The sequence below is a fragment of the Yersinia ruckeri ATCC 29473 genome (assembly GCF_000754815.1).
GTDB lineage: Bacteria > Pseudomonadota > Gammaproteobacteria > Enterobacterales > Enterobacteriaceae > Yersinia > Yersinia ruckeri.
This window is the reverse complement of sequence record NZ_KN150747.1, coordinates 2,462,425-2,475,427: the sequence shown is the minus strand read 5'-3', so window position 1 is coordinate 2,475,427 and position 13,003 is coordinate 2,462,425. Positions and strand designations below refer to the sequence as shown.

Sequence of the window (13,003 nt, the reverse complement as noted above, 5' to 3'; positions counted from 1 at the left end):
AATTTCCAACAGAGGAACGACTCAGCCGGAAATTACACCTTATGCATTAACACGGAGCCAAGCGCTGTGTCATACACCCCTATTACATGTCATTATTATATCTACCACTATTTCGCGCTAACTACAGCTTGCGAATGTACAGATTTTTAATATCGGTAGCGTCTTGCGGGTCTTTACCGGTAAATCCACCAACTGTTGGCCGGATCAGGCGTACGCTCACGCGGTAATACACCGGTACCATTACCGAGTTTTTATCCAGTAAATTCTCAGCCTGTTGATATAACGCTGCTCGGGATTTCTCATCCGCAACGGTTAATGTCTTGGCCAGAATGGCGTCAAATTCAGGGCTTTTATAGAAGAAGGTATTATTGCTGCTGTCTGACAGCAGCATATTAAGGAAGGCACTGGGTTCGTTATAATCGGCACACCAAGTTGCTCTGGCTACATCAAATTGCCCTTGATGGCGGCTTTCCAGTGAGGTTTTCCACTCTTGATTTTGTAATGTGACCTGCGCACCCAGATTTTTTTGCCACATAGAGGCGGCGGCAATCGCCTGCTGTTTATTTTGATCCGATGTGTTGTACAGCAAACTGAATTTCAGTGGGTTTTTATCGTGATAACCGGCTTCAGCCAACAGTTTCTTCGCCACTTCATTACGTTTTTCCTGCGTCCAACCAGCCCATTCAGGCGGTGTGAAATTCGCGCCAGCCATAAAGTTGGGTGTAAACCCGTAAGCCGGTATCTGCCCTTGCCCCATGATTTTGTTGGCAATGATATCGCGATCCAGCGTCATCTTGATGGCTGTTCTGACGCGTACATCAGTAAACGGGGCTTTGGCGTTATTTATTTCATAGTAGAAGGTGCATAAATAGGGACTAACATGCACCTCTTGCGGAATATCTTGTTTCATCTTGGCGAACAGATTTGGCGGGATAGCTCCGCCGGTCAGATCGATTTCACCACTGCGATAACGGTTAACCGCGCTGACTTCAGAAGCAATTGGCAAGAACGTGGCCTGATTGACCACGGTGGCTTGGTTATTCCAATAAGTTGGATTGCGCGCAATAACAATACGCTCGTTAACCACCCAATCTTTCAGATTATAGGCTCCATTACCGACAAAATTACCCGGTAATGTCCATTTATCGCCGAATTTTTCTACGACTTCGCGATTAACCGGTTTCATCGAAGTATGAGAAAGCATGCTGATAAAGTAAGGCACCGGTTGACTCAGAGTCACCTGCAATGTTTTGGCGTCCAACGCTTTGACACCCAGAGTTTCTGGTTTTTTGATACCTTTCAGTACATCGTCAACATTATCAATCCGAGCATATTGCAGGTAGCTGGCATAGGGCGAACCAACCTTTGGATCGACCAGACGTTGCCAGCTATACACAAAATCTTCTGCAGTAACCGGTGTACCATCGCTCCAGACGGCATCATCACGTAAATGGAAGGTCCATACTTTAAAATCGTTATTTTCCCAATGCGTTGCCACAGCCGGAATAATATGCCCCTCGGCGTCATTACTGACCAATCCTTCGAGTAAATTTAAAATGACATTGGTTTCTGCTACGCCCTCCACTTTATGCGGATCGAGTGATGAAACCTCTGCGCCATTATTAATGGTGATGGATTGTGTAGCGGCTAATTCAACCGTTGCTGGCACCGTTGCTGCAACGGTAATACCTGAAAATGATAAACCCAGAAGAGTGCTGAGTAATGCTAATGGCTTCCTTTTCAACTTTATTTGCATTTTCAACCGTCCTTATGCCAATTTTTTGATGTTTATTTCAATGGGTAGGGTCAATCTGCTGCCAACATTGCGTTGCGATATCCATTTACCAGCAAGATTCATACTCATGTTAAGTAGAACGAGCATAAGATTTTTATTAGCAATCCATTCGAAAGCTAACAGAAGCCGAAAATACACGCCAATAAATTTTACGGAAATGTTAAGCAATTCTCTTTTCCTTGGTCAGTGGCGTTACATAACGCTGATACTAACCCTCAGAGGTGCAAATATAATCAATTGATTTTAAACACAAAAATGACAAATTAAAAATCAGACAGCAGCATGGATGCATTAAAACACCCATCAAAGAAACATAAAATTAACAATTTTGTTGTTACTAGAATAAACACCTGAGTATGTTGCCTTAATCACTAATAACATCTAGATAAATTCCATACAAGCATTACAGAATCATGTGAACAATTTAACAACGAATGATGGATTCGATTTAAGCGAACAGAGATGAATATAGCGAGAAAACCTGATAAAACAGGTCATAGAGATGATGAGGTCAGGCAAAGAGCTATTTATGCCATATTAAAGTGCAACTGATTAAAATGCATACGTTAGTTGCACCAAGTTAATGCAGAACAGCACAATTCAATCAAACGGGGAAATAAGTGGAAAGATGCACAAGTAAAAAACCGGCCAGCGCAGCAATCATCCGCTGACCGGTATAATGAATGGTTAAAGTAGACCGGGGAATATGGCCTTAATTCCGGTAACAATAAACTCGATACCTAACGCCATCAGCAATAAACCCATAATACGGGTAATGACGTTAATACCGGTCTGGCCTAATAAACGAACCAGTAATGGCGCGGCGCGGAAGAGTAACCAACAGCAGAAAGCAAACAAGGCAATGGCCACGGTCAAACCCAGTAAATTAGGCCAACTGTGATAACGGGAACTCCAGACAATCGTCGAGCTAATCGCCCCCGGCCCCGCCATCAATGGCAACGCCAGCGGAACCACGCCAATGCTTTCGCGCACTGCCGTTTCTGATTTTTCCTGCTTATTCTGCTTATCTTCGCCGAGTTTGCCGCTGATCATCGACATGGCAATACTCACTACCAGAATACCGCCAGCAATACGGAAGGAATCAATAGAAATGCCGAAAATCTTCAGGATCACATCACCCAAAAACAAAGCTATCCATAGGATGATTGCAACTGAAAGATTCGCTGTCAGGTTTGTCTTATTCCGCCCCGCCGCCGCCTGATAGCTCGTCATACTAATAAAAACAGGCAATATTCCTACCGGGTTAACCAGCGCAAATAAGCCAACAAAAAACTTGATGTAACCCGAAAGGTCCAACAGTGATTGACTCACACATCACTCCGCACAATGACTAATAAAATATCTTGGGATGTTGGTCTACATCATTGACCATTGCCCATCGTTTTACTGGTTGCTGGTTGCCGATAACCGTATTCTGACGTTAGCCACCACACTCATAGAGAAAGCACAATATACGGTCACACCCGCAACTTATGGCGCTAAGGTACTGACACGACTTGCCGCCTGCCTCTCTATGCGCGCTAATGTAATGGAATTGGTCTGGGGAATCTATGGATGAACGCAGCATTTTCGTGTGCCAAGACTATTTACGTATAATTGAGGGTTTATTGTTAATAAACTGTGGGTTTGATGCTGTTTTAACGTCACAAACTGTCGTTTTTATGAACTTAATGATTTTTATTCTTATAGCACTACGGCTGAAAGGTGTCAGCTTGATGTTTTTGTGATTTAAGTCACGAAATTCATACCTAATAATAGTTAAGCTCTGAACATAGAAAAAGAGTGAAACAGTTGAGAACGCCAGAGTGGTTAATAATATCCCGCAATGTTTAGTGGTGTATTTGAAGCTCTTTCAGTCAATCAGCGGTAGTGATGGCCGGACATTGAGCAACATGTCTTTCTTATTCGGCCGTGCAGCGAGTGATAGCCTGTCTATACTAGTTGCTTCAGCAGCTTATTTACTAAAAGAGTTTAACATTATCAGGAGAGCATTATGGCTGTAACGAATGTCGCTGAACTTAACGAGCTAGTAGCACGCGTCAAAAAAGCCCAGCGCGAGTATGCCAACTTTACTCAAGAGCAAGTTGATAAAATTTTCCGCGCTGCTGCACTGGCTGCCGCTGATGCCCGTATCCCTCTGGCCAAACTGGCCGTTGCGGAATCAGGCATGGGGATTGTGGAAGATAAAGTGATCAAAAACCACTTTGCATCTGAGTATATCTATAACGCTTACAAAGATGAAAAGACTTGCGGTATCTTGTGTGAAGACAAAACCTTCGGCACCATCACCATTGCAGAACCTATCGGTTTAATCTGCGGTATTGTACCGACGACTAACCCAACCTCAACGGCGATCTTCAAGGCATTAATCAGCCTGAAAACGCGTAACGGTATCATTTTCTCTCCACATCCACGTGCTAAAGACGCAACCAACAAAGCCGCTGATATCGTGCTTCAAGCCGCTATCGCAGCAGGTGCGCCAGCAGATATTATTGGTTGGATTGATGCCCCTACGGTTGAGTTGTCTAACCAACTGATGCACCACCCAGATATTAACCTGATTCTGGCTACCGGTGGTCCAGGCATGGTTAAAGCAGCATACAGTTCCGGTAAACCCGCTATCGGTGTCGGTGCTGGCAATACCCCTGTGGTTGTTGACGAAACCGCCGATATCAAACGCGTTGTGGCATCTATTCTGATGTCCAAAACCTTTGATAATGGTGTTATTTGTGCATCTGAACAGTCCATTATCGTGGTTGACTCCGTCTACGACGCAGTTCGTGAACGTTTCTCTTCCCACGGTGGCTACCTGTTACAGGGTAAAGAATTGAAAGCTGTTCAGGATATCATCCTGAAAAATGGTGGCCTGAATGCGGCTATCGTTGGTCAGCCAGCAACCAAAATTGCTGAAATGGCCGGGATTAAAGTGCCAAGCAACACCAAAATTCTGATCGGTGAAGTGAAAGTTGTTGATGATTCCGAGCCATTCGCGCACGAAAAACTGTCGCCAACTTTGGCCATGTATCGGGCGAAAAGCTTCGAAGAAGCCGTCGAAAAAGCAGAGAAACTGGTTGAAATGGGCGGGATTGGTCACACCTCTTGTCTGTACACCGACCAAGATAACCAACCTGCACGCGTTAAGTATTTTGGCGATAAAATGAAAACCGCCCGAATTCTCATCAACACCCCTGCCTCTCATGGTGGTATCGGTGACCTGTATAACTTCAAAGTAGCGCCATCATTGACGCTGGGTTGTGGTTCATGGGGTGGTAACTCCATCTCTGAAAACGTCGGTCCGAAACACTTGATCAACAAGAAAACTGTGGCTAAGCGAGCAGAAAACATGTTGTGGCATAAACTACCGAAATCTATTTACTTCCGCCGTGGGTCTCTGCCTATCGCGTTGGAAGAAGTGGCTACTGACGGTGCAAAACGTGCCTTCATCGTGACTGACCGCTACCTATTCAACAACGGCTATGCTGACCAAATCACCAGCGTGTTGAAATCTCACGGTATCGAAACCGAAGTCTTCTTTGAAGTTGAAGCTGACCCAACGTTGAGCATCGTGCGTAAAGGCGCAGAGCAGATGAATTCCTTCAAACCAGACGTGATTATCGCGCTGGGTGGGGGTTCACCGATGGATGCCGCCAAAATTATGTGGGTGATGTACGAACATCCGGAAACTCACTTCGAAGAACTGGCGCTGCGTTTTATGGATATCCGTAAACGTATCCACAAGTTCCCAAAAATGGGTGTGAAAGCGAAAATGATCGCTGTCACTACCACTTCAGGTACCGGTTCAGAAGTGACGCCGTTTGCGGTAGTGACCGACGATGCAACAGGTCAGAAATATCCATTGGCTGACTACGCATTAACTCCAGATATGGCTATTGTTGATGCCAACCTGGTGATGAATATGCCTAAATCTCTGTGCGCCTTCGGTGGCCTGGATGCGGTAACTCATGCCTTGGAAGCCTATGTTTCTGTACTGGCTAACGAATATTCCGACGGCCAGGCGTTGCAAGCGTTGAAACTGTTGAAAGAAAACCTGCCAGCAAGCTACAAAGACGGGGCGAAAAACCCGGTTGCTCGTGAACGTGTGCACAACGCCGCGACTATCGCTGGTATCGCGTTTGCCAACGCCTTCCTGGGTGTCTGTCACTCAATGGCCCACAAACTGGGTTCAGAGTTCCACATCCCACACGGCTTGGCTAACGCCATGTTGATCTCGAACGTTATCCGCTATAACGCGAACGACAACCCAACCAAGCAGACTGCATTCAGCCAATATGACCGCCCACAAGCGCGTCGCCGTTACGCTGAAGTTGCCGATCATCTGGGTCTGAGTGCTGTGGGCGACCGTACCGCTCAGAAAATTCAGAAATTGTTGACTTGGTTAGACGAAATCAAAGCTGAGTTGGGCATTCCGGCATCTATCCGCGAAGCGGGTGTGCAGGAAGCTGACTTCCTGGCGAAAGTTGACAAACTGTCTGAAGATGCGTTCGATGATCAGTGTACTGGTGCTAACCCACGTTACCCATTGATCTCTGAGCTGAAACAGATTCTGATGGATACATACTACGGTCGCGAATATATCGAAGAGTTTGACCGTGAAGAAGCTGCGGCAAAAGATGTTGCCAAAGTGGAAAAAAAAGCCAAGAAATGATCATAATCTAGTGTCCCTACCCGTCTGATGGCGGGTAATAGGTAGATTATCCACCCCCTCAATCAGCCTTCCTGATTGAGGGGGTTTCTTTTTGTGTCCCCCATCGATTTGACCGTGTTCAGAATCGCCAACGGCAAGTTGAAGCTGCCAATGCATAACCATCGGCACTCAAGGCTAACGAATAGTGTGTTGTATAACGAGATATAAGCGCCAAACAGCCAGTAAGGGGTAATAGAACGGTTGGGAAGGAGACAACCCCACAGACAGGGAAAATAAGCCTATGGGGCGTTTAAAGTGGATTAATCGTGGGTTATTCTGCCTGAAGTGTCATGGCAGTATTAATCGCTTCTTTATAGTGACGGCGGCAAACCGATACATAACTTTCATTTCCGCCAATAACCACTTGTTCGCCGTCATGCACGGCTCGACCCTGAGAATCCAGGCGCAGCACCATATTGGCTTTGCGACCACAATGGCAGATGGTTTTCAATTCGACCAATTTATCCGCCCAAGACAATAAATATTGACTGCCGGTAAACAATTCACCCAGAAAATCCGTACGTAAACCATAACAAAGTACCGGAATATGATATTCATCCACTACGTGGCATAACTGCCTGACCTGCTCTTTAGTCAAAAACTGACATTCATCCAGCAATACACAATGTACTGTTTTGTCCTGATGCTCTGCTTCTATAATGTTGGATAATTGAGTTTCTTTATTATAAAGCTGAGCCTGAGAGGTTAACCCGATCCGTGAACTGACCTTCCCCACGCCAAAGCGGTTATCAATCTCCGCAGTGAAAACCAAGGTACGCATGCCGCGCTCTTGATAGTTGTAGGAAGACTGAAGTAAAGCCGTAGACTTTCCTGCATTCATCGCAGAATAATAAAAATAAAGCTGAGCCATGGGCTCGTCACTCCACTGGTATAATAAACACGCAAATTAACGGTATGCCATAGTGTAACACAAACTCTATACGCGGGTTTATGTCGGATGAGACCGATTAATAAGTTTAATAACGAGAGTCATGCTGTGAAAGCATCCCTACCTTCTTTTAGCAGAACAGAAAATAGATTATTACCCCTATTTTCTTGATTCAGTTCACAGTGATCATTGCAGCTCAAAGTTTCACTTGAACATTGAGCCGTTTCTCTGGCATAGAAAAGGCAACAGCATCAAACTGACTCCAGATACAAATTACTCATTAATCTGTCGCATAATGCCCGCAACAAAAATTAACATTGAATATCTGTCAGACCTATTTTTTGTTGCATAAGTGATTTTATTGGCTTAAAAGGAACCAGTGACGCGCTGTTTTTTACATTTATATCTACATTTTTCACGACGCAGGTAAACATACCGACGCGATCAAGAATTGACTATTTTTACTTTATTGATATAAAGCGGACTTATAACTTAGTGAGAAAAGCATGTTTCAAAATTGACATTTTATAGCTCCGCATAGAGGATTTGTCTTAGAACTGTACAAGATATTTGAGCATATACATCACTTATTAGTATCGACAGACAACTTTTAGGTTTTAAAAAGAGTAAATTCCACAGGGCTAATCAAATTGGCTATTGCAGAAATTAAAATAGCACTCTATTATTATCCAGACGCCCCCCACCATTATAATTGAGACCAGGACAATGAGCGAAGCGTTAAAGATTCTAAACAACATCCGTACTCTACGTGCTCAAGCACGCGAATGCACCCTTGAAACATTAGAAGAGATGCTTGAGAAACTTGAAGTGGTCGTAAACGAACGCCGCGAAGAAGATTCCCAAGCACAAGCGGAAACTGAAGAACGTGCACGTAAACTGAAGCAATACCGTGAAATGCTTATTGCAGACGGTATCGATCCAAATGAACTGTTGAACGCTGCACCGGCTAAAGTTGCAAGCAAAGCCAAGCGTGCCGCTCGTCCGGCTAAATATCAATATACAGATGAAAATGGCGAACTGAAAACCTGGACAGGCCAAGGCCGTACTCCAGCAGTGATTAAGAAAGCTATAGAAGAGCAAGGTAAATCGCTGGACGATTTCCTGCTGTAATAGTATTAAGTTATTTACTATTATCCGAGAAATACCCTCTTCTTATGTTGAGGGTATTTTTTATTAAGCTTTAGAAATGAACCTCATTTACGGGTGATTTCCCGGAAACTTTACTATTCATTACACTTCTCTATCAATTACTATCCGTTATCATTTACATAGCAAATCCATAAGAATACTCTGCTAATTTATAACAATCTTAATAGTTGATTCTGAATTTAAGACATCCACCGTTCGGATTTTACTCATGTCGAGTTTATTCAAAAAAGGATTTACATTTTTAACACTGGATAGAAAAGTAGATGATGTAGCAGCACGCTGTTGTAAAACATACTGCTACTCAGGAAGCACTTACTCGCATGAGTGAGCATGATTAACCGATGATCCGCGACCAATTGCATAATAAGTAAAACCGCGACTCTTTAATCGTTCTGGGTCGTACAAATTACGTCCATCAAAAATAACTGCATCTTTAAGAGTTGACTTGATAACATCAAAATCGGGTGCACGGAAGTTTTGCCATTCAGTACAAATAATCAGTGCATCGGCTCCCTGAAGGGCAGATTCTTTTGTTCCCATTAATCTCAGGTCTTCTCTCGACCCATAAATGCGCTGCGCCTCATCCATAGCTTCAGGATCATAAGCCTGAATAATCGCGCCAGCCTGCCAGAGGCTTTCAATCAAAATCCGGCTCGGTGCCTCACGCATATCGTCAGTATTCGGTTTAAAAGCCAATCCCCATACCGCAAAGGTTTTTCCCACTATCTGATTACCGTAGTGTTTTTTAATAAATTGGGTGAGTTTATATTTCTGCTGGATGTTAACTTGTTCTACTGCCTGTAACAGTTTGGGTTGATAACCAATATGCTCAGCAGTGCGAATTAATGCCTGTACATCCTTTGGAAAACACGAGCCACCATACCCACAACCTGGATATATAAAGTGATAGCCGATACGTGCATCAGACCCAATTCCCTGTCGAACCTTTTCTATATCAGCCCCTAATAACTCGGCTAGGTTGGCAATCTCATTCATAAAACTGATTTTGGTCGCCAGCATACAGTTTGCGGCATACTTAGTCAGTTCAGCACTCCGCACATCCATCACCAATATTCTGTCATGATTGCGGTTAAACGGCTCATACAGCTCACTGATTAATGGAATGACATCAGGATTATCAGTACCGATTACGATGCGCTCTGGACGCTTACAGTCTGCCACCGCCGCGCCTTCTTTTAAAAACTCGGGATTTGATATGACGTCAAAACTGATATCGACATTTCTCTGCTGTAGAACCTTGGCCATCGCCTCGCGAACTTTATCCGCAGTTCCTACAGGGACAGTAGATTTATCAATAACGATTTTTGGCTCAAGCATATATTTAGCAATAGTTTCCCCAACACGGAGTACGTATTGCAGGTCTGCTGCCCCTTCTTCATCTGGCGGGGTTCCTACTGCGATAAATTGAATTTGGCCGTGAGAGACACCAGCCTCGGCATCTGTCGAAAAAATCAATCGGCCCGTATCAGCATTTTCCTTTACCAAAAGAGATAATCCCGGCTCAAAAATGGGAATATGCCCTTTTTGCAAATTTTCGACTTTCTTCGCGTCAATATCGATACAAAGCACATCATGCCCGACTTCAGCTAGGACAGCAGCCTGAACCAACCCAACATAGCCAATCCCAAATACGGTCACTTTCATACTATTTATCCTAATTAGTTCAATCCAAAATCCACGATTAGCCGCGTAAATTCATTAACTCTGGTAATCAAATATTCAGTAATGCACCCTTAATATTTGCTACATTGATAGGTTCGACAGTAAAAGAAACCGATTTACAAAATGTACCCTTGATTTTAGATAGAAATCAGATAGTAAGTATTATTAATCGGTAGCCTATAGCTGTGTCGTGATGCCCATAGCACAATGATCGCATAAGCTGCATGAATGGCTTATCAACCACCTGTCAGTTTTTCAGTAACACATTGCTGATTAAATACGCGAACTGGCTGTCTTTTTAATCCGATAAAAATTCGGCCGGCACAATCGATAATTTTTAACAAATAGTTTTTTTCTTTTTTACAGCCGACTAAAATAAAAATAGTCTAAAAGATAAGGATTAATAAAACCTTAAGATACGGGAATAGATGAGTGTAAATAATAGATATAATTTAATACAAATTAATTATCAGTTGGATAATCTACGAACCAAGGAGAATTAAGAGCAAGAGTAAAAGAGAAGAGCCATCACTTACTCGGCAGAGAGCATAAGCCGAAGTTGGCTGCCACCGCCCCAGACTTGACACTGCCATGCCTCGCAACGTTGACTTATCTGATTCAAATACGCTGTTTTCAGCGTCCCCAAGGGCACCCCATTGCTAAGTTGAATTCTATTTTTCCCCGCACTGACATTAGCATGTAACCCAGCAGAAACCAGAATCAGATTTTTAAACTCCGTATTGTAGTAACCGACTAACAAAGGGAATTGCCCATCGAGATGGGTGCGCCTCAATAGTTGATTAACCTGTTTCAATAAAGCTGACATTTGCGGTAACCGCTGATGCTGACTGGCTAAATGCTCTTGCAAGATCCCGTTGAATAACACGCGCAGCAGTAAAGCCGCCAGAACGCCATTATCTCCCGCACGAGTAACGTCAAGACAATAGAAGGCAAGGTCATTATCTGACAGTGCAGCAATATCTAATACTAACCCTTGCTGCTCAATCCCGGTTAATTGCCGGTAATTAATTCGGCAATGAGCAAGGGTTTGCTGTGCCGGAGGCTGTAATTGGTGAAGTAATTGCGCAGCTTCAGATGGGTTCTTCTTCAGGGCATCCCAATCCTGAATCAGTTCTGTCTCTTCTATAGCCGGAGAAGTGAATAACGAAGGATACAGGCAGGCTAGTACCGTTTCCCGCAAGCGAGTTAAGTCTTCTATCGGTTTCAGTAACACATCCTTCACCCCCAAACGTAACACCTGGGCAATATCGGTCATTTTATCTGTCGCTGAAATCACAAGAACCGGCACTTTTACTCCCAGTAACAACAGTTGTTCAACCAATTCTATCCCGCCCATCTTTGGCATCGCCAGATCACACAAAATTAAATCGGGGGTATTCGTTTTCAATAAATCCAGTGCTTCAAGACCGTTTGATGCCTGTAATATCGAAGCCCCTTGAGAACTCAGATAATTATTCAGCAGCGTACGGAAGACCATTTCATCCTCAACAATTAAAATGTTCTTACCTGTAAACGGTTTGTCCATGCAGCATATCTCTTGGCTATCGTTGTGCTAATAGTGGCTCAAAAAGGGCACTTGTGCTTGTCAGAAATGAATGTTGCTCAAAATTTAATCTCACTCTGTGTTTTCCCTCTTCTTTTCGCCAACAGTAATAACTGTTCACGTTTTTGTTCAACCGCTAGCTCACCAGCGGCGATAGCCTCATCTGCGCGATGAAAATCCAGCGTGGAAATTTGTGGACAATATGGTTGAATTAATACATCCGGTGGGTCACCAGCCATACGATTACGCTTTAATCGATTCTCTAATACCTGGATCGATGTAGACATTATTTCCATCGCACTGGGTGGTGCATTCGGATGCTTACCAGAAAGGTAAGATATCCGTTCGCGCAACCTACTACGCCAGTTTTGGCGCACATCTGAGGGAGTTTCATCAATCGGCATACTGATGGACAAAAGATCCTGCTGCATCAAGTGCGCATCATGTTGCAAATCCACGGCAATCACCACATCAGCTCCCATTGCTCGGGTAAGAGAGATGGGCACAGGATTGACTATTGCGCCATCTACCAGCCAATATCCATCGAGTAACACCGGTGAAAATAATCCCGGCATGCTACATGAGGCACGAATTGCCTGATTAATATCGCCTTCCGTCAACCACAATTCCCGTCCAGTACTGAGATTGGTAACGACCGCACCAAAAGGCAATGAACACTCGTCCATTGACTGGATGCCAATGATTTGACCGACAGCATTAAACACTCTCTCACCGCGTAAAAGCCCTCCTCTTTGCCACGAAAAATCCATGAGTTTAATCACGTCCCAATAGCCAAAGGATCTTACCCAGCGTTCTAATTCCGACAGATGTTGAGTTGCATGTACTGCGCCGACTAAAGCTCCCACTGAGCAACCCGCAACCACATCGATCTCCACCTCCATTTTTTTCAGTGCATTGATCACCCCGATATGAGCCCAACCTTTTGCCGCACCAGCACCGAGGGCCAAGCCTACTTTTATTTTTCGCATCCCTTCTCTTCCATTATCAAGAGCCTGTGTCACCTAATCTGGCGTAAAATTGAGTATTTGATACAGGTTATAACCGCGTTTCCACAGGTTACATAGTTGTTATGTTGCTCGCTAATCCCCTTGAAATACACGCTTTTTTTAGTTTTATTTTCACTAAGAGTGTGATTGCGATCACAAATTAATACAC

Annotated in this window: 9 protein-coding genes; 3 read left to right on the top strand and 6 right to left on the bottom strand. The window is 44.0% G+C overall.

Annotation, left to right across the window (positions count from 1 at the left end):
• Positions 1–121: 121 nt before the first annotated feature.
• Complete coding sequence (locus tag DJ39_RS10945; RefSeq protein WP_038251351.1) at positions 122–1,756, bottom strand: ABC transporter substrate-binding protein; 1,635 nt, start codon at positions 1,754–1,756, stop codon at positions 122–124.
• Between the two features lie 726 nt (positions 1,757–2,482).
• Positions 2,483–3,127 (bottom strand): YchE family NAAT transporter, encoded by a 645-nt coding sequence (locus DJ39_RS10935; protein ID WP_004719916.1) that lies wholly within the window; start codon positions 3,125–3,127, stop codon positions 2,483–2,485.
• A 37-nt stretch (positions 3,128–3,164) separates the two neighbouring features.
• On the opposite strand from DJ39_RS10935, the gene DJ39_RS17940 reads away from it, so the two are divergent.
• Together DJ39_RS17940 and adhE are read left to right on the top strand one after the other, a co-directional pair.
• Positions 3,165–3,374 carry a hypothetical protein gene (locus tag DJ39_RS17940; RefSeq protein WP_004719915.1) on the top strand — a complete coding sequence of 70 codons (210 nt, stop codon included), beginning with the start codon at positions 3,165–3,167 and terminating at the stop codon, positions 3,372–3,374.
• Positions 3,375–3,809: 435 nt separating this feature from the next.
• On the top strand, positions 3,810–6,482 hold the full coding sequence (adhE, locus tag DJ39_RS10930; RefSeq protein WP_004719914.1) for a bifunctional acetaldehyde-CoA/alcohol dehydrogenase: 2,673 nt from the start codon (positions 3,810–3,812) through the stop codon (positions 6,480–6,482).
• A gap of 310 nt (positions 6,483–6,792) precedes the next feature.
• Here the strand turns inward: adhE and DJ39_RS10925 are convergent, their stop codons facing one another.
• The gene (locus DJ39_RS10925; RefSeq protein ID WP_004719913.1) at positions 6,793–7,392 is read right to left on the bottom strand and encodes a thymidine kinase; all 600 of its coding nucleotides are present in this window, start codon (positions 7,390–7,392) and stop codon (positions 6,793–6,795) included.
• A 744-nt stretch (positions 7,393–8,136) separates the two neighbouring features.
• Here DJ39_RS10925 and hns point away from each other — a divergent pair.
• The gene (hns, locus tag DJ39_RS10920) at positions 8,137–8,541 is read left to right on the top strand and encodes a histone-like nucleoid-structuring protein H-NS (protein WP_004719910.1); all 405 of its coding nucleotides are present in this window, start codon (positions 8,137–8,139) and stop codon (positions 8,539–8,541) included.
• A 351-nt stretch (positions 8,542–8,892) separates the two neighbouring features.
• Here the strand turns inward: hns and DJ39_RS10915 are convergent, their stop codons facing one another.
• The 3 genes from DJ39_RS10915 to rssA form a co-directional block, all read right to left on the bottom strand.
• Positions 8,893–10,245 (bottom strand): UDP-glucose dehydrogenase family protein, encoded by a 1,353-nt coding sequence (locus tag DJ39_RS10915; RefSeq protein ID WP_004719907.1) that lies wholly within the window; start codon positions 10,243–10,245, stop codon positions 8,893–8,895.
• 550 nt (positions 10,246–10,795) lie between these two features.
• Positions 10,796–11,809 carry a two-component system response regulator RssB gene (rssB, locus tag DJ39_RS10910; protein WP_004719905.1) on the bottom strand — a complete coding sequence of 338 codons (1,014 nt, stop codon included), beginning with the start codon at positions 11,807–11,809 and terminating at the stop codon, positions 10,796–10,798.
• Positions 11,810–11,886: 77 nt separating this feature from the next.
• A complete protein-coding gene (rssA, locus tag DJ39_RS10905; RefSeq protein ID WP_004719903.1) occupies positions 11,887–12,816 on the bottom strand; it encodes a patatin-like phospholipase RssA in 930 nt (309 codons plus the stop codon).
• Positions 12,817–13,003: the final 187 nt, after the last annotated feature.

Bases quoted from the DNA above. Each gene is read 5' to 3' on its own strand.
- hns (WP_004719910.1), top strand. From the start codon at position 8,137: ATGAGCGAAGCGTTAAAGATTCTAAACAACATCCGTACTCTACGTGCT.
- DJ39_RS10915 (WP_004719907.1), bottom strand. From the start codon at position 10,245: ATGAAAGTGACCGTATTTGGGATTGGCTATGTTGGGTTGGTTCAGGCT.
- adhE (WP_004719914.1), top strand. From the start codon at position 3,810: ATGGCTGTAACGAATGTCGCTGAACTTAACGAGCTAGTAGCACGCGTC.
- DJ39_RS10945 (WP_038251351.1), bottom strand. From the start codon at position 1,756: ATGCAAATAAAGTTGAAAAGGAAGCCATTAGCATTACTCAGCACTCTT.
- DJ39_RS17940 (WP_004719915.1), top strand. From the start codon at position 3,165: ATGTTGGTCTACATCATTGACCATTGCCCATCGTTTTACTGGTTGCTG.
- rssA (WP_004719903.1), bottom strand. From the start codon at position 12,816: ATGCGAAAAATAAAAGTAGGCTTGGCCCTCGGTGCTGGTGCGGCAAAA.
- DJ39_RS10925 (WP_004719913.1), bottom strand. From the start codon at position 7,392: ATGGCTCAGCTTTATTTTTATTATTCTGCGATGAATGCAGGAAAGTCT.
- rssB (WP_004719905.1), bottom strand. From the start codon at position 11,809: ATGGACAAACCGTTTACAGGTAAGAACATTTTAATTGTTGAGGATGAA.